Origin of the sequence: Sphingobium lactosutens DS20 (assembly GCF_000445105.1) — a bacterium.
GTDB lineage: Bacteria > Pseudomonadota > Alphaproteobacteria > Sphingomonadales > Sphingomonadaceae > Sphingobium > Sphingobium lactosutens.
This window is the reverse complement of sequence record NZ_ATDP01000034.1, coordinates 1-17151: the sequence shown is the minus strand read 5'-3', so window position 1 is coordinate 17151 and position 17151 is coordinate 1. Positions and strand designations below refer to the sequence as shown.

Below are 17151 nucleotides of genomic sequence, written 5' to 3'. Positions count from 1 at the left end.
AGCTGTCGAGGGCTATGGTCCCATGGCCTTTACGGCGCGCACTATGAAGGCGGTTGCCGGAACAGGCGAACTCCCCACCAGCCGGGCCGCAGGGCTCGAGGAGGCGTTGCGCGCCTTGGCGATAGCCCGCGAACATGTCGATGGCCTGGTCCCCGACGAGATCGTCGCGCGCGCGCTGGCCCACAACCGCGAGATCATCCAGTTCGTAGAGGCTCCGGGTGCGCGACCCGACTGCCAGGCGTTTCTGGCTTTCCTGCCGCTCACAGCTCAGGGCGCCAAAGCGCTTGTGGAAGGGCGGTTCAATGCCAGCGATCCCGACCTGTCGCTGGTCTGCCGGCCGGGCGAACAGCCGAGCGCCATCTACATCTGGCTCATCTTCGCGCCGCACGCGCTCGTTCCAGTGCTCTGCGCGCTCGCTCCCCTGCTGGGCCGGCTGGCTCCGCAGGGCTGCCCGCTCTTCACGCGGGCGGCGACAGGTCACACTACCCGGCTGTTTCCGCGGATGGGTTTCGCCCCGGCGCGCAGCTACTACGAGGCGGCCGGCGCCGACCTGCTCGTGCTGCCGCCGCGCTCGGGCTGCCCCGCCTTCGAGGTGGCACCGGCCGACAAGGCGCCGGGACAGATTGCGGTGCGGGTCGCGCGCACCATGGAGGACATGATGAAGTGCTTCTCGGTCCGGGCGGCAACCTACATGTCGGAGCAGGAGTGTCCGTTCGACGAGGAATTCGACGGCAATGACTTTTGCGCCACCCATTTCATCGGAGAGATCGACGGCGAGCCGGCCGGTTGTCTCCGGGTGCGCTACTTCGCCGACTTCGTCAAATTGGAGCGCCTTGCCGTACGGCAGGAATTTCGCACGTCGCGGCTGTCGTTCCGGCTGGTGCGCGACGCAGTGACCTATTGCCGGCGCAAGGGGTATAGCCGCGCCTATGGTCACTCGCGCAGCGACCTGACGCGTTTCTGGGGGCTCTTCGGGTTCAAGGCTATTCCGGGCCGACCGAGCTTTGTTTTCTCCGACGTCGAATATGTCGAATTGGAGGCGGCGCTTGCGCCGCAGGATGCGCGATTGGACATCGGCGAAGATCCTTATGTGCTGATCCGCCCCGAAGGCGAGTGGGACCGGCCCGGACCGCTCGACCGCTCGAGGTGCCGCGCGCCATCGCGTCAACCCGGCTCTCGGCCGAACCGACGCCGTGAGGAGAGCGATCATCCTCAATTGCAGTCTGGAGGAGCAACCGCATGAGCGAGCAGGCCTCCGAACATCATGGGAGAGACAGGTTCGTTGGTGACGACGGCGGCGACAGTCGGGCTGATCCGGCCCTGGAGCCGCAGTCGGAGGCCTTCACGGCACTAAGCCAGACGCCGGGGACGCCTCCGCCCGGCGCCGAACTGGCCGCCTGGCTGTTCATGGCGCGCCGCTTGCGCGAAGAGGTGCTTGGCGCGCACCTCTTCTCCGATCCCGCTTGGGACATCCTGCTCGACGTCTATGCGGCCGATGCGCGGGGAGAGAAGATCCAGATCAGCAGCCTGTCGCCGATGAGCAATGTCCCGTCCAGCACCGCGCGGCGGTGGGCGCACAAGCTGATCGAGCTGGGTCTGCTCGAGCGCGAACGTGACGAACGGGACCACAGGCTAACCTATATTCGGCTGAGCGGTGAGGGGCGCCGTCGCATCATGACCTTCATCGGTCGCCTGATGGCGAAAGGGCCGCCGCCGCCGATTGTGCGCTAGCTCTCCTGCGCCCCGCCTGTCCGTTACATTAGCCGAGTTCGGCCGCGAAGCGCTGTAACCGACCTGGCGCGAAGCGGCGTTCGGGGCGACGGGGAGGGAAGGGGCGCAGCGATCGAGCCGGATCGCAGCTCACGTTTCGCGCGCTGAACGGCGCGCTCGATATAGGCAGCGCCGTTGCTGTCGCCGTGATCCATCTGGTCGAGCAGGCGTAGCGCTTCCTCGAGACGCCGGACGACGGCGATCATTTGTCTATGCGTGGTTGAGCCTGCCTTCATGCCCTGCCTGTCACCAATCTCCGCGTTCGGCGGAATGCCCCGATGCCCCCGCGTGGGACGCGGGAGCCGGGGCTGGTAACATGACAAGAGACATGCGCCTGCGCTTTTAGCCGCAAGCGACCTGGACATATGCACAGGCACCCCGGCGGATAGCTCCACCGAGGACATCGCTCTTGTCGGGATTACCAGTCCCGGCGCTGCACTTTGCAGCGCGAGGCGGGTACTAGCACAGGCACGGGGGGCGGCCAAGCGACGGGGCATAGCGCATCGAAGTTCGCGACCGGGGGCGGCGGTTCACGGTTCAAGCTGCGCGCTGTGAAACTCTCCGGCTTGTTGCTCGCATTGTCACGAACGTGCAGACTGGCACCCGCAAGGAACGGCCGAGCGAGCTCCTCGGACTCGCGGGCCTCAGGAGGCTTCGACCATGCATGGCTGCGCGCTCGTGAAGAAACTGTCGTTCGGCCTGGCGACAGCGTTGGCCTGCGCGGCGCCGGCATGGGCGGTGCCGTTGGACGGGCTCAAGGGACAAGGCCTGAACGCGATCTACGGAAGCTATGCGCCGCGCGGCGACTGCACCGCCGAGCCGCGGCTTTCCATCGACGATAGCGGGTTCACATTTCGCGCCAACGGCCGTGTCGTAAAGTCGGCCCGGGTCGAGCAAGCGCTGAGCTACCTGGGGCCCGATTATCGCGGCATCAGCCTTGTCTTCTTTCCCTTTCCGGTGAGCGATGATGATTTCGGCCCGGTCGTGATGATGGTCAATGATGGCGAAAGACGAGGGGTCATTCGTCTGGAGGCGGACTTTGCGCCCGGCCGGCGTGCCGATCCGTTCCAAGTGGCACTGACCCGGTCCTCGCCCTACTCCCGGTGCGCGGCCGCCAAGCGCTAGCCTATCAACCCGCAGTCTACCACCAGCGGGCGCGGCGGCCGCCCGACTTTCCGTTGTCTACCAACGACCTGCATTGCTTGGTCTTTCCGCATATGACCTCGCCGACTATCAGGCTGCTTGAAAAAACGAGCAAAACCGGCTGTCGGCGAACCTCAGTCGATCGCGCATGTCCACCTTGGTTCATCCCGGCACACGCGCTATGAGACGCATGGGCCGGGGCCAGGTGAATCGCGCGAACCGTACGGATCTTGCAGCTTACGCCAGCGACTCGGTCGCGTGATGGGGTGAGCTTCGGGGTGGAATGGCTAGCGAGATACAAAAGCACCTCTGGGCGGATCTGGCGAATGCGCCAGATGGGCCAGGCGTTTATGCGTGGTACTATAGCCCGGAGATCACCGACTTCGACCTCGACCGCACCATCGAGGCTGCTCGATCCGCATCCGATAGGGTTGAGGCTGAGCGCGTGATCAGAGCGATGCTCGACGGACGCCTCTTTCACTATTTCAGGGAAGAGCCCTACACGGCAGCCGTAAGCGGTCCGCTAAAACCGACCTATGTCGGGTCACTCGAACACGATACGGCTGCGTCAAGTAGCTTGGTCAGCCGACTGGCGGCTGAACCCGATCGCTTGCGCACCATTCGCGATGTCCTCGCGCTCTCGGCGCCGATGTTCGCGAGCCCGCTTTATATCGGCATGGCAACGGTACTCAGGGGGCGCCTCGCCCGCCACAAAGAGCTGATCGAACGCTTTCGCTCGGTCGTGCCGCGGGACGGTCAAGTGAGCCGAAACTCCGACGCCGGCTTTGCCTGGCAGGTCGCGAAGCGTAAGATCCCGCCCGAGCGCTTGTTCGTATTCACCTGCTCGACCACGAGCGACGACGGCACGGCCGTCGACATAGAAAACATCTTAAACCGCATTTGCTATCCGATCCTGGGAAGAAACTGACATGAGTCTTGGCCTAAGCGTATCTTCTGCTCTCAACCTCACTTTGTCAGGTTCTGTCGGCACTTTCAGTGTGGGCACCGGCCAAGGCGATCAGAAGACGGTGGAAGTGAAATACTTCCTGACCCATGTCGGCTTGAATTTCGGCAGCGGGGCGAACGAAGAGGTTTTGAAGCATCTCGCACCGGTGCGCGAGATTTTTCCTACCGCCGACCTGGAATTCGATGAGATCATGCAGCGCGATATCGACGATGCGCGCGTCTCGTCCGAGCTGGTGCCCTACCTCCTCGATCATCGCTCTCGCGACCTGGTGAAGCTGTTTCCGCCGATCATCGTTGTGGTCATGCCAGTGCAGGAGCTCGATAATCGGCCGGCCGACTACTATCCCAAGGTCGAAGCCGAAACGCGGCAGATGTCCGATCACGTGCTGGAGATCACTCGTTCCGGTCCGGTCGGACAAGAGCTGTTCGAGTTTCAGCAGCCTCGTCAAGGCGATGTGCTGTTCGAGCATGACCTGGTAAAATTGAGGCTCAATACCAACCGCTCGAAGCTAGTGATCGTGGACGGGCAGCACCGCGCAATGGCGTTGCTCGCGATCTATCGAAACCTGAAGCAAGACTGGTCGGACTCGATGCGAGCCTCGTACAAGGACTACTATGAGGAATGGACGCCGAACTACATTCGTCAGTTCGCGCTCAACAATATCAGCCTGCCGGTGATGTTCTGCACCTTCCCTGCGCTCGATGAGACCTATGGCGGCGGCTACAATGTCAAGATGGCGGCACGTTCGATCTTCTTGACGCTCAACAAGACGGCCCGTCAGGTTTCCGCATCGCGTAACCGCCTGCTCGATGATAATGACCTGATCGCACTCGTGTTGCGCGACACCCTTTCGACAATCAAGAAGAAGGACTCGCGCTCCAGCGCCTCGCTTCGGATCACGAACGTGGAACTCGACCAGGCGCATGACCGGGTGAAGATCGACAGCCCGATCGCCATGACCGGGGTCAACCACATCTACTATTTCATAGAGCATATCCTGCTCAACAAGCGGGATGAGGACATCAACGGTGCGAAACCCCGTTCAGGCAAGTTCTACAAGCGGACCGAGCTGCAGAGTGCTGGTGCGCTTGAGCGGCTTGATGGACGCAACGTGCTTGGCGCGGATGTGGCCGACGCGACCACCCGCGACTTCTACACGCCGGAAGCCGGGGAAAAGCTCACCGAGCAATTTCGCGAGCGTTTCGGCAAGCATATCGTCGCCGTTTTCGAGAAGTTTCAGCCTTTCGAGGCGCACGCCAGCGCGGTGCTTTGGCTCGAGCAGCAGCTACTTGCCCAGTCGAACACCAAGCTGCGGCCTATCCTGTTCGAGGGTCAGGGTATCGGCCGGACATTTTCCGCCCATCAGGAAAACCTAGCCGACAAGCTGCGGTCGGGGGAATTTGGATCGGAAGCGACCAAGATCCAGGAGATTGCGGATCGGCTTAAGGCGACGCAGAAACTCGTGCAGGATTTCGTCCAGAAATTGCGCCACCAGCGGGCCGAACGTTTCCTGGCGAATGTCTCCGATAAGCGTGCGCTACGCCTCGAGGACAACAGCTATCAACCTAAGGTGCTCGATTTCGTCAACGACCTCTACGACAACGTTCTCACGACCGTCGCTTTCCAGTCCGCTCTGATCGCGGGCTTCTTCGGGGAGATCGAACGGTGCAATCTCAAGCGCGCCAAGGATAATGCGCCAGCCATCGATCTGCAGGCAGCGTTCGATGGCTACCTAGCGGAATTGAACGCATTCTTCTCGCCCGCGAAGTCGGCCGATGTTCGCCGGCTCATCGAGCTGTTCGTCGGCACGCCAGAAGGCGAGATACGCGAGTGGAAGGTCGCACCGTCCGCGTCGACGTTCCGCCGCGTGGTCTACCGTGGCGAAATGCAGCCCGACCAGTGGCCTAAGTATAAGTACCTCCTCCTGGAAATCTGGCGCGCTGAGGGTACCGATCTTGAGGACTCATTGCGGCAGGAGCGGGATAAGTGCCGCACCCAGATCTTCAACTCCTTGTTGGAGGAATATCGGAAGGAATTCTTAGAGCGAAACCTCAAACGCGAGGAGAATTTGACCGCGCAAGATCGCACTGAGATCACTAACAGTGCTTATGATGCCTTCCGCAATTTCCTGAAGAACGTGGGGTGGCGCTACCAAGACGTGCCCACCAAGACGGCGCTGATGGAATCGACGAAGGTGGAGGACGCCACCGAGGCGCCGCCGGCTGAAGAGACTTGGGAGTCGGTTGAGACCGCCGAAGAGGCGGAATGACCCGTCAGCCGATCTATCTGGACGGCTTCTCCACGACGCCCCTGGCGCCCGAGGCACTCGCAGCCATGCAGGCTGCCTGGGCTGGGCCCGGGAACGCGTCATCGCCTCATGCAGCGGGACAGCGGGCGCTGGCTATCCTCGATCGCGGCCGCAAGCAGGTGGCCGACCTTATTGGTTGCTCGGCCGGTGAAGTGATCTTCACCTCCGGCGCGACAGAAGCGAACAACCTTGCGCTTCGAGGAATAGCGGAATGGGGTCGCCGCGGCGGGTCTGAGCGGCGGCGGGTGGTGGTCAGCGCGATCGAGCACAAGGCCGTGCTTGAGGCAGCCAAGCGCCTCGTTCTGGATGAATTTGAGGTTGTCGTCGCCCCTGTTGACCGAGCAGGCGTCATCGACCTTGCACGCTTGGAAGCCCTTGTTGACGACGAAACATTGCTTGTCTCCGTCATGCTCGTGAACAACGAGACTGGCGTCGTACAGCCCATTCGCGAGGTTGCGCAAATCTGCCAGAGCCGCGGTGTGCTGCTGCACAGCGACGGCGCCCAAGGTGTGGGCAAGCAGCCGGTGAACGTCTTTGACTTGGGTGTCGACTACCTCAGCATTTCGGCACACAAGCTGTATGGTCCGATGGGTGTCGGTGCGCTCTACGTCGCTTCAGACGCGCCCAAGCCGGTTGCGCAGGTTTTCGGAGGAGGCCACGAGCGGGGCATGCGCGCCGGCACCGAGCCTGTGCCTCTTGTTGCGGGCTTTGGTGCGGCTGCTGAGGTAGCGCGGTTCTGCCTGGAGGCGGACAGCGAGAGATCAGCTATGTTGAAAGATGCGTTCGTCCAGGCGCTGAGCGCTGCCGGCGTATCCTACAACTTTATCACTGAGCGAGCGCCCGTGATAGACGGCGGCCTTGCACTTTCCTTCCCTTCAACAATTGGAGATGACCTGGCTGGTCGAGTCGCCAAAAAACTATGCATATCAACTGGATCGGCCTGTAATTCTGGCCAAGTCACTTTCTCTCACGTCTTGCGGGCTATGGGAATAGATGGTGACCTAGCTCAATCTGTTGTTCGCTTCTTCTTTGGAAGAATGAATACGATCGAGGAAGTACGTTCTGCCGCGCTGATCATCGCGGAAGCGGTGAATGAATTGCGAACCCCACTGGACGAGAGCGCCAGTGAGCGCTACGGTGTGGGTCATGAAGCATGCGCTTACCGACCCTGAGACCCGCGGCCAATTTGCCGGTCATGAGACATTCCCGCTGCGCCTGCTGTGGCTGAAGAAGGCCTACAATGAGGTGGCGAAGGGCGCCCCATCTGGAACATTCCACGAACAGTCCGCGATTGCAAGGTTCGGCGTTGGCCGGAATATGGCCGTTGCGATGCGGTATTGGGCTCTGGCGACCGGTTTCGCCCAAGAACGCGATCGCATTATCGAGCCTACGGTCCTTGGTCATGCGATTTTGGCTGACGACGGTTTCGATCCCTTCATGGAGCGGTCCGCAACGGTTTGGCTAGCTCACTGGGGCGTTGCCGCGACGCCTGAATGGACGAGCACCGCCTACTTTGCTTTCAATGGCTTGGCTTCCATCGAATTTGATGCGGCCAATTTGGTGGACGAGCTCATGCAGTTGGTGCGTGAACGCGGCTGGCGCGCGACCCAGAATACATTGAAGCGGGACGTTGAAGTCTTCCTGCGAAGCTATGTGCGGCGCGAGGGTGTGTCGACCGACGACGCGGCAGAGCCTCTGCTTGCCGAGCTCGGGCTGATCCGGGAAGCGCGGATGGGGGGCTGGTTCGAATTCGTGCGCGGACCCAAACCGAGCTTGCCTGATGGAGTCTTCGCGTACGCGCTGCACGACTTCTGGCAACGCTCAGGCGCGGCGGCGGCAATCACTGCAGAGCAGGTTTGCTATGCGCCAGGCTCCCCCGGTCGGGTCTTCAAGCTCGACGAAGATAGTGTGATCACGCGGTTGATGCGGATGGAGGCTGTGACGCACGGCGCATGGCGTTGGACCGACACAGCCGGGCTTCGCCAGCTGCAGAGTGTCAATACCCCCGAGCCCGCTGCTCTTATTGCTGCAGGCTATGGACATCGCGATGCATTGCGGAGGGCAGCATGAGCCCGCTTGCTGGCACGGTCACCATCAACAGGCGCTTCGCGCGATCGGCACGCCTCGACGCCGATCTACAGGGCACGCCCCCGCTCGTCGGCTATGTCTTGCAGGCGAGCGTTGCCAAGTCCCTTGCCACGATGGCGTCAAGCCATCTTGAAGCGGGGCAGGGCGCGTTCACTTGGACGGGTCCATATGGTGGAGGAAAGTCGAGCGCAGCGCTGCTCGTCGCCAATCTGATCGCCGGTGAGCCCGCCAACCGCAAGATTGCACGCAAGATTGCTGGACGCGAGTTGACAGGCATTTACGACCGCGCGTTCCCGACAAGCAGGGGCGAGTGGGCTGTCGTAGCTGTCACCGGAAGCCGCGCTGAGCTGCGGCAGTCCATCGTCGATGCTGCCGCGACCAAGCTCAGATGGACCAAACCCGTCGTTACGCGTGCCGCAGCCAGTAACGAGGGTCTTATTGACGCTCTTTCGGCGTCCGCCATCTCCAAGTTCGGTGGCGTGGTCTTGATCCTCGACGAGCTGGGCAAGCTACTAGAATATGAGGCGTCGAGCGGCGGCGATATACACCTGCTGCAAGACCTTGCCGAACGCAGTTCCCGCAGCGATGGACGCCTCGTCGTCATCGGCATCTTGCACCAAGCTTTCGAGCAGTATGCCGCGCGGGTCTCGCGCGACGCGCGTCAGGAATGGGCGAAGGTGCAAGGCCGCTTTCAAGACGTGCCGTTCCTCGCCGGGGCCGACGAGTCGGTCGCCCTGCTCGCTCAGGCAATCACCGCAGAACGACGCCCTGGATCAGCTGACGATCTTGCGATGCAAGTTGCCGAGGCGGTGTCGCGCCGGAAGCCGACGAACACGGATCTTCTGGCCAAAACCCTGGCCGACACATGGCCGCTCAACCCGGTCACATCGCTATTGTTGGGCCCTGTATCACGGCAGCGGTTTGCCCAGAATGAACGCTCAGTATTCGGCTTCCTAAGCTCTGCTGAGCCCGCTGGCTTTCAGGAGTTCCTGGCCTCGACCGAAGGCGATGCGACGTATGGGCCCGACCGGCTCTGGGATTATCTCGTCGCAAATTTTGGAATGGCGCTCACTGCCGGTTCTGACGGCAACCGCTTCAGTCTTGCCTTCGAAGCTGTCGAACGGGCGGCGGCGAAGGGATCGCCTGCCCATGTACGGCTCACGAAGGCTGCGGCGACGGTCGAGTTCTTCCGCAACGGCTCAGGGCTCGCCGTTGCCGACGATTTCCTGCGGGCGTCGGTGCCCGACGTGGCGACTGAAATCGTCGATAGGGCAGTCGCCGATCTCGTCGATTGGGCAGTCCTGATCAGGCAGCCGCGGCTCGGTGGCTATGCCCTGTTTGCTGGCAGCGACTTCGACCTAGAAGACGCTATCGGACGTGCTGTCGCGCCGTTGTCCAGCGAGCAAATGGAGATCTTGCCGCAGCGCGCAGGGCTGGGCTTCGCTGCGGCGAAACGCCATTACTTCCGCACTGGCGCGCTGCGCACATTCGAAATCATTCTTCAGCAGCTCGGCGACGGCGACGCCCCTGAGGCGATCGCATCCCGACTAGCAGCCCGGCGGATCAAAGGCGCTGGCATGCTTGTCCTGATGATCAGCGACGGAACCCTTAGCGGAGCCGATGTAGACAGCCGCTGCAAGAGCGTCGCCAAGGTGCTGAAAAAAAAGGGCGTCGTCGCGGCCGTCGGTGGAGCCGGAGACAGCTTCGCTCTTCGCACAAGTGCCGCGGAGGTGTTTGCCGTCGAGCGGGTCTTCCGGGATCATCCCCAGCTTGAGGGCGACAGAATTGCGCGGAGGGAACTGGCGGCACGGCAAGCCGCCACAACGGACACTTTGCACCGGGAGCTTGAGGGAGCCCTGAACAATGCGCGCTGGAGTATCGCGCCGGGTCCGACGCTGACTCTCAAGGAGCCAGTCTCGATCGTGGCCAGCGCGCTCGCTGACGCGGCGTATCCCCATGCGCCGCTTCTCCGGAGCGAGTTGCTCCAGCGTGATCGTCCTTCATCGAGTGCGATGGCCGCAGTTCGAGAACTTTGCCATGCCATGGTCGCGCGAGGAGATCAGGAGAATCTCGGCTTTGTCGGCTATCCGGCAGAGATGGGTCTCTACCTGACAGTGCTTGCCCCGTTCGGACTACATCGGGTCGGTTCGGACGGATCGTTTGGCTTCCATGCGCCCGATGACAGTGAGGACGGATCAAGCCTTGCCCCTGTTTGGTCGGTCCTGGGCGACGCAACCGAGGCGCAGCTTGATAAGGTTTACGAAAGGTGGGCCGAGCCTCCTTACGGCCTGAAAGCGGGGGTCATGCCGGTTTTGGCGTTGGCAGCGCTGCTCGCGATGCGCGACGATCTTGCCGTGTACCTAGACGGCGTGTTCCAGACCTCGCTGGATGACGTCTTCGTCGACAAGTTGCTGCAGCGCCCGGGAGAGATCAGGATTCGGCGCATTGATCGTAGTGTGCGGGAAGCCGCGTTTCTCGATGAGCTTGCGCGCCGGTTCCAACTTGGATCTGTCGCTAGCTCGCTCCCTGTCGCCCAAGCCTTGTTCCAACGGTACGAGAACCTGACCACTTACGCTCAGCGGACAGACCGGATTGACCCAATGGCCAAGGAAGTGCGCCGGGTTGTTCTGCGCGCGCGCGATCCCGAGCTGCTGCTTTTCCAAGACCTGCCTGCGGCGCTTGGCGAGGAACTGAACGCGCAGCGCGTAATCGATGCACTCGACGAGGTCGAGCGCGCCTATCCTGCGCTGTTGAATGAGCTGAGACAAGCACTCGCACGGGCGCTTGCCGTAGACCCGGAGACCTTCGCGGGACTTCGGGAACGAGCTGCGGCGGTCAAGGACCTGACCAATGACTTCGCTTTCGAAGGCTTCGCAATGCGAGCCGCAGTGTTCGAAGATGGAGACGGCGATATCGAGGGTGTGGCGAGCGTCCTCGTTCACAAGCCGGCGCGCAGTTGGTCTGACAGAGACCGGGAGCAGGCTTTGGTTCAGATGGCCCGCTATGGGCAGCAGTTCCGTGAACTCGAGGCACTGGCGGTGGTCCGCGACCGCCGCACCAACACCGAGGCCCTCGCGCTTGTTGTAGGCGTGGATCCGAACACGCCGCCTTTGCATCGCTCGTTTATCCTCACTGAAGAGGAACGCCGGGCAGCTGCCAGCTTGGCCGACCGACTGCTCGGAACATTGCGCCGCAACGATTGCCTCGACCGTGTGCAACTCGCCGCCTTGGCGAGAGCCGTAGCAACGGTGGCTGCAGAACAAGAGCGGGAAATCGCATGAAGGCCGAGCGTCATATCCTCGGAATTTCGGGGGGTCGCGACAGCGCAGCCCTTGCAGTGCATATGCGGGCGACGCGCCCCGAACTGCCGATTGAGTATTTCTTCACCGACACGGGCAAGGAGCTGCCGGAGGTCTATATCTTCCTCGATCGGCTTGAAGGTTTCCTGGGCAAGCCGATCCGGCGCCTCAACCCCGATCGCGACTTCGACTTCTGGTTGGCCGAGTATGGCAACTTCCTGCCTTCGCCGCGAACCCGGTGGTGCACGCGCCAGCTCAAGCTGCGGCCGCTAGAACATTGGATTCGTCCGGATTTGGAAGCCGGAACGATCATCCACTCTTACGTGGCCATTCGCGCCGATGAGCCGACGCGGGAGGGCTATCAGGCTACGCACGAGAATATGCGTGTCCACCTCCCCTTGAGAGATGCGGGGATCGACAAAGCCGGCGTGATAGACGTGCTGCGCCAGGCTGACGTTGGAGAGCCTGGCTACTATGATTGGCGCTCGAGATCGGGATGCACGTTTTGCTTTTTCCAGCAGAAGATTGAGTGGGTCCGACTAGCGGAAAGACATCCCGATGCGTTCGCCGAGGCTGTCCGGTACGAAAAAACGGCGCTTAAGGACGGAAGCCCCTTCACCTGGAGCCAGGGTGAAAGCCTCACTGAGCTCGTTCAACCTGAGCGGGTAGAGGCTATCCAGGCAGATTACGCTAGGCGCTTAGAGCGCTTGCGGGCGCGGCGGCCGCGTAATCCTCTGTCGGCTCGCGTGCCTGAGACGGATGATGACGTCTATGGTGTTGACGAAGCCGAGGGCGGCTGCGTCATCTGCCACAAGTAGGGCCTGTCGTCAGCCGCTGCGCTAGCCCCTCGGCCAATGCGGCAGCCAGCCAGCCTGCGCTTGTGGGATTTGCGGTTCCTAGAGGTCGAGCATGCTTCGGATCGTGCTTCCCCACCGGTTCTGTTCGAGGTCGGTTACTTTCAGCGTTGCGACCGGTGCGATCTGAAGCAGGGCCGGGCGTGCAGCCGCCTTGGCGGCAAGCTGCGCCTCGTCCGATGAGCCGACGGCTTCGACGATCAACTGCTTGCACTCGCCGGTGGACCGGCTGCGCAGTTCGATCAGGAAGTCGGGCCGGCACGATCCCATGTGTCAAACGGCGTTCAAAAGGGACCCCCTATCGGCGTCGAAGAGGGACCCCCTTTTCGGATATGATGCCGGTTAGTTGAAGGTCGCCTTGCGCTGCGTGCGGCGGAGGGCGGGCGTAGCCCGACCGGAGGCGCGCGCAGCGCAAGATAGATTTTTGAAGGGGCCGAAGGTGGCGGTCAGCTGCGGTTTTTGAAGCGCCAGCTGTCGTTGCCCGTCTCGATGATATCGCAGTGGTGGGTGACGCGGTCGAGCAGCGCCGTGGTCATCTTGGGATCACCGAAGACGGTAGGCCACTCGCCGAAGGCGAGGTTGGTGGTGATGATGACGCTGGTGCGCTCATAAAGGCCCAGTCGGCCCCAAGCTGCGATTTTGGCCAAGTCGGAGAACGTTTTGGGAACGTGGCATTCGGTATTGACGATGGAAATCATAGAAGAGGACAGTTCGCTCCATCATAGGGAGTGGGTTGATGGATCGGAGTATTCCGGGCGGGGATTTGATCGGACGATGGAGCCTGAGCTTTGCCGATATTGATTTTGTAAATTCGAAGCCGGCCCTGACGCGCCTTGGCCTCGCCGCACAGCTGAAATTCTTCGCTTCCCTGGGGTTTTTCGCGATCGATCCCGGCTCAATCCCTACCGATGGCCTCTCGTATCTGGCCGAGCAACTCGGTGTCGAGGCTGGCGAGATAGCCGGTTATGACTTTTCCAGTCGGACAGCACGACGGCATTGTGCGGAGATCCTGATCCATCTTGGATATCACCGCATGAAGCGGGTGGATCGCGCGCAATTGACGGAATGGATTGCTGGCGAGCTGTGCCCGGGCGGCCAGTCGATCAATGCCATGCTTGAGCATGTTTTCCTGTGGTGCCGGGACCGGCGTATTTATGGGCCGTCGCGCAAGGAGCTTGAACGTGTCGTTCGCTCACAACGGCAAGATTATCTGGACACCTGGCTGATCGGAGCCAGTGATCGGCTTTCGTCAGATGCGGTGGCGTTATTGGAAGCCTCGCTTGCCGATCCGGACAGCTCGACCGGATTCAACAGGATGAAGGGTGACGCCGGACAGGCAACGCTCGACAACATTCTCGACGTGACCGAGAAACTCGCCTTTATCCAGAGACTTGATCTTCCCCATGATCTCCTGACGGCTACGGGCAAGCCATGGGTCGATCAGATTGTTCGCCGCGTTGCCGGTGAAAAGGCCTCGGAGATGCGCCGGCATGCGCCGGCGCGACAGCTCGGCCTTTATGCGATTTATCTAATGTCGCGGGAGGCGCAACTCACTGACGCGATGATCGACCTGCTGATCGAAACCGTTCACAAGATCGGAACGCGCTCGAAACGCAAGGTGGTGGGCGATATCGCGAAAGACATCGAGCGGGTCTATGGAAAGGAGCGCCTGCTGGTCGAGATCGCCAGCGCCTCGATCAATGAACCATCGGGGCGCATCTGCGATGTCATTTTCCCGATCGCCGGTAAGGCCAAGCTGGCGGCGATCGTCAAGGAGAGCCATGCGAAGGGCGCTCTGGACCGGCGCATCTACAAGGTGATGCGTGGTTCCTGGGCCAATCATTACCGGCGCATGCTGCCAAGCCTGCTTTCCGTACTTGAGTTCCGGTCGAACAACGCGGTGTGGCGGCCGGTCCTGGCGGCCCTCGACTGGATCAGGAGCAAGGTGGATGGCGGATGCCGCTTCGTGCCATTGCAGGATGTTCCGATCGATGAGGTGATTCCAGCGCGATGGCGCAGTTCCGTCATTGATGACGATGGGCGGGTAAACCGGATCAGCTATGAGCTTTGCGTCCTGACGCAACTGCGCGACCGCATCCGCTCCAAAGAAATCTGGGTGGTCGGGGCGGATCGCTATCGCAATCCCGATGACGATCTTCCCAAGGACTTCGAGATCAGGCGAGATGCGTACTATTCCGGCCTCAGCCTGACGCCAGATGCGCAGGCGTTTTGCGCCTCGATCCGGGAGGAGCTTGAACGGGAACTGTTGCTCCTCAATGCCAATATTCCACAAAACGACAAGGTCCGGCTCCTGTGGCGCGGCGACAACCGGATATCGATTACACCGTTCAAGCCCTTGCCCGAACCGAAGGGTCTCGCTTCGATCAAAAGCGAGATCGGTCAGCGCTGGCCGATGACCGGACTGCTGGACGTGTTGAAAGAGGCTGCTCTGGACACGGGATTGATGGATGCTTTCGAAACGTCGGCCTCGCGGGTTACCCTGTCGAAAGCAGCCTTGGCTCAGCGTCTTTTGCTGTGTCTCTATGGCTTGGGCACGAACGCCGGGCTCAAGCGGGTCGCTGGCGCAACACCCGATGTCAGTTACGAGGAATTGCTGCATGTCCATCGCCGTTTCATCCACGCGCCAGCGCTGAGGGAGGCGTGCGCGCGGGTAGCAAACGCGACACTGGCAATCCGCAATGCCGCAGTATGGGGAGATGCGGGCACGGCATGCGCGTCCGATTCAACGAAGTTCGGCGCGTGGGACCGCAACCTGATGACGGAATGGCACGCCCGCTATGGCGGCCGTGGCGTCATGATCTACTGGCATGTGGAGAAGCGCGCGACCTGCGTTTATTCCCAGCTCAAGCGGTGCTCTTCCTCGGAGGTCGCCTCCATGATCGAAGGCGTGCTACGCCATTGCACCGACATGGAAATCCAGCGCCAGTACGTCGATAGCCACGGCCAGAGCGCAGTCGGCTTTGCGTTCTGCCGACTCCTTGGATTTGAGCTTGCCCCGCGGCTGAAAGCAGTGGCACGCCAGAAACTGGCCCTTCCCCAAGCCGGCATGCGCACGCGGCTTTCCAATTTACTGCCGATCCTCTCCAGCCCGATCGACTGGGACGAGATCGAGCAACAATATGACGAAATGGTCAAATATGCCGCTGCCATGCAATCGCGCACCGCCGATCCGGAAGCGATCCTGCTCCGGTTTGCCAGAGCCGAAGTGATGCACCCGACCTACAAGGCGCTGAGTGAACTCGGCCGCGCGGTCAAAACAATCTTCCTATGCCGGTATTTGCGTCAGGAGGCATTCCGCCGCGAGATCCACGAAGGGCTGAATGTGGTTGAGAACTGGAACGGCGCTAATGGTTTCGTGTTCTTCGGCAAGGGCGGCGAGATCGCCACCAACCGCATCCATGAGCAGGAAATCTCCGTTCTGGCGCTACACCTCCTGCAAGCGTCGCTGGTGTATGTGAACACCCGCATGCTTCAGACCGTACTGGTTGAGCCGAAGTGGGCGGGGCGGATGACGCCGGAAGATTATCGTGGTCTCACGCCGTTGATCTACAGTCATGTGAACCCTTATGGCCGCTTCGACCTCGACCTGAACGACCGGATTGATTTTGGACGGCTTGCAGCGTGAGGCGGCTGATCGGCCTATAACATTTGGGTACACCCCAGAGTGATAGGGCCGAGTGACACCATTCGTCTGTCACAAAAGGGTGGGTTTGCGCTCAATGTGACGATACACTGCAAGAGCCACCCTAATGTGACGGATTTTGCACTTGGCTCGTATCGGATATGCCCGCGTCAGCACCACGGACCAGGATCTGGATATCCAGATTGGCCGCCTCAAGAATGCAGGTTGCGAAATTATCCGTTCCGAGACCGGATCGGGGGCCTCGCGGAGCGGGCGCACGGAACTGGAAACGATCATGCAGTTTATGCACACCGGCGACGAGCTGGTCGTGCTGCGGCTCGACCGGCTCGGCCGCTCCACGCGCGATGTCCTGAACCTGGTGCATGAGCTTGATGAAAAGGGAGCTTCGCTGCGCATCCTTGAGCCAGAGGTGACGACGGCGGGCGACATGGGGCGAATGGTCATCACCATACTCGGCATGGTCGCCGATATGGAGCTGAAGTTCATCAAGGATCGTCAGCGCGCCGGGATCGAAGCGGCGCGCGCCGAAGGCGTTTACAAAGGCCGGAAGAAGAACGTCGATGACGATGAAATCCGCCGTCGCCTTGCCGCCGGCGCCAGCAAGGCCCGCGTTGCCCGCGACCTGAAGGTCTCACGAATGACCGTCTATCGGGCGCTCGACATTATTCCGTCACAGACCAAACTGCCGGAAAAGCCGCCCACTGCCAGCATCGCCCTGCATCTGATTATCGAGAACTTCAACAAGCGTGGAAGAGGTAGAAAACCCGCTCGGGAGCGGATTGAGGCGATGCTGGAACGCGACTACGCCATGGTAAAAAACGGCAATTGTGATTACAAACTGACCGTCGCCTATGACCCCGATCCGGATGGCATTTCCCTTGATGAGGAAATCCAAAGCCTCCTCTCCGAGATGTTCAACATCGCAGAGAGCTACAATTGCTCCATGGAAGCCGATATCTACGAGGTCGGTGGTCAGCAACGGTCCTGGTAGAATCAATCAAGCGTTCAGTGTTCGTTCTTCAACCTGGCCAAAATCGCAGCTTCGGGCCGACTGGGCC

Annotated in this window: 12 protein-coding genes and 1 pseudogene; 11 read left to right on the top strand and 2 right to left on the bottom strand. The window is 61.2% G+C overall.

Annotation, left to right across the window (positions count from 1 at the left end; genetic code table 11):
* Positions 1-43: 43 nt before the first annotated feature.
* The 9 genes from RLDS_RS56605 (at position 44) to RLDS_RS29635 (ending at position 12393) form a co-directional block, all read left to right on the top strand.
* Positions 44-1243: a GNAT family N-acetyltransferase gene (locus RLDS_RS56605; protein WP_236616768.1), complete on the top strand. Its 1200-nt coding sequence runs from the start codon at positions 44-46 to the stop codon at positions 1241-1243.
* Entirely contained in the window at positions 1240-1731 is a 492-nt protein-coding gene (locus RLDS_RS0127430; protein WP_021224299.1) for a MarR family transcriptional regulator, read from the top strand. The genes RLDS_RS56605 and RLDS_RS0127430 overlap by 4 nt, the downstream gene beginning before the upstream one ends.
* 717 nt (positions 1732-2448) lie before the next feature.
* Positions 2449-2895 (top strand): hypothetical protein, encoded by a 447-nt coding sequence (locus RLDS_RS29665; protein WP_152527983.1) that lies wholly within the window; start codon positions 2449-2451, stop codon positions 2893-2895.
* 301 nt (positions 2896-3196) lie between these two features.
* The gene (locus tag RLDS_RS29660; RefSeq protein WP_021224296.1) at positions 3197-3841 is read left to right on the top strand and encodes a hypothetical protein; all 645 of its coding nucleotides are present in this window, start codon (positions 3197-3199) and stop codon (positions 3839-3841) included.
* A gap of 1 nt (position 3842) precedes the next feature.
* Positions 3843-6149: a ParB N-terminal domain-containing protein gene (locus RLDS_RS29655; protein WP_031297219.1), complete on the top strand. Its 2307-nt coding sequence runs from the start codon at positions 3843-3845 to the stop codon at positions 6147-6149.
* On the top strand, positions 6146-7360 hold the full coding sequence (locus tag RLDS_RS29650; protein WP_021224294.1) for a cysteine desulfurase family protein: 1215 nt from the start codon (positions 6146-6148) through the stop codon (positions 7358-7360). Before RLDS_RS29655 ends, RLDS_RS29650 begins: the two co-directional genes overlap by 4 nt.
* Positions 7335-8258, top strand: a complete 924-nt coding sequence (locus RLDS_RS29645; RefSeq protein ID WP_021224293.1) for a DUF4007 family protein — start codon at positions 7335-7337, stop codon at positions 8256-8258. The genes RLDS_RS29650 and RLDS_RS29645 overlap by 26 nt, the downstream gene beginning before the upstream one ends.
* Entirely contained in the window at positions 8255-11557 is a 3303-nt protein-coding gene (locus tag RLDS_RS29640; protein ID WP_021224292.1) for a hypothetical protein, read from the top strand. Before RLDS_RS29645 ends, RLDS_RS29640 begins: the two co-directional genes overlap by 4 nt.
* The gene (locus RLDS_RS29635) at positions 11554-12393 is read left to right on the top strand and encodes a phosphoadenosine phosphosulfate reductase family protein (RefSeq protein WP_021224291.1); all 840 of its coding nucleotides are present in this window, start codon (positions 11554-11556) and stop codon (positions 12391-12393) included. Before RLDS_RS29640 ends, RLDS_RS29635 begins: the two co-directional genes overlap by 4 nt.
* Positions 12394-12471: 78 nt before the next feature.
* Here the strand turns inward: RLDS_RS29635 and RLDS_RS56430 are convergent, their stop codons facing one another.
* Positions 12472-12699, bottom strand: a complete 228-nt coding sequence (locus tag RLDS_RS56430; RefSeq protein ID WP_021224290.1) for a hypothetical protein — start codon at positions 12697-12699, stop codon at positions 12472-12474.
* A gap of 176 nt (positions 12700-12875) precedes the next feature.
* Positions 12876-13043, bottom strand: a pseudogene (locus RLDS_RS29625) (ATP-binding protein); the annotation flags it as partial.
* A 122-nt stretch (positions 13044-13165) separates the two neighbouring features.
* On the opposite strand from RLDS_RS29625, the gene RLDS_RS29620 reads away from it, so the two are divergent.
* The gene (locus tag RLDS_RS29620; RefSeq protein WP_021224283.1) at positions 13166-16075 is read left to right on the top strand and encodes a Tn3 family transposase; all 2910 of its coding nucleotides are present in this window, start codon (positions 13166-13168) and stop codon (positions 16073-16075) included.
* Between the two features lie 142 nt (positions 16076-16217).
* Positions 16218-17084 (top strand): recombinase family protein, encoded by an 867-nt coding sequence (locus tag RLDS_RS29615; protein WP_006953933.1) that lies wholly within the window; start codon positions 16218-16220, stop codon positions 17082-17084.
* Positions 17085-17151: the final 67 nt, after the last annotated feature.

What these genes read in the sequence shown, in the direction of transcription:
- RLDS_RS29645 (WP_021224293.1), top strand. Translation starts at nt 7,335, where the DNA reads ATGAAGCATGCGCTTACCGACCCTGAGACCCGCGGCCAATTTGCCGGT.
- RLDS_RS29660 (WP_021224296.1), top strand. Translation starts at nt 3,197, where the DNA reads ATGGCTAGCGAGATACAAAAGCACCTCTGGGCGGATCTGGCGAATGCG.
- RLDS_RS56605 (WP_236616768.1), top strand. Translation starts at nt 44, where the DNA reads ATGAAGGCGGTTGCCGGAACAGGCGAACTCCCCACCAGCCGGGCCGCA.
- RLDS_RS29650 (WP_021224294.1), top strand. Translation starts at nt 6,146, where the DNA reads ATGACCCGTCAGCCGATCTATCTGGACGGCTTCTCCACGACGCCCCTG.
- RLDS_RS29635 (WP_021224291.1), top strand. Translation starts at nt 11,554, where the DNA reads ATGAAGGCCGAGCGTCATATCCTCGGAATTTCGGGGGGTCGCGACAGC.
- RLDS_RS29640 (WP_021224292.1), top strand. Translation starts at nt 8,255, where the DNA reads ATGAGCCCGCTTGCTGGCACGGTCACCATCAACAGGCGCTTCGCGCGA.
- RLDS_RS0127430 (WP_021224299.1), top strand. Translation starts at nt 1,240, where the DNA reads ATGAGCGAGCAGGCCTCCGAACATCATGGGAGAGACAGGTTCGTTGGT.
- RLDS_RS29655 (WP_031297219.1), top strand. Translation starts at nt 3,843, where the DNA reads ATGAGTCTTGGCCTAAGCGTATCTTCTGCTCTCAACCTCACTTTGTCA.
- RLDS_RS56430 (WP_021224290.1), bottom strand. Translation starts at nt 12,699, where the DNA reads ATGGGATCGTGCCGGCCCGACTTCCTGATCGAACTGCGCAGCCGGTCC.
- RLDS_RS29620 (WP_021224283.1), top strand. Translation starts at nt 13,166, where the DNA reads ATGGATCGGAGTATTCCGGGCGGGGATTTGATCGGACGATGGAGCCTG.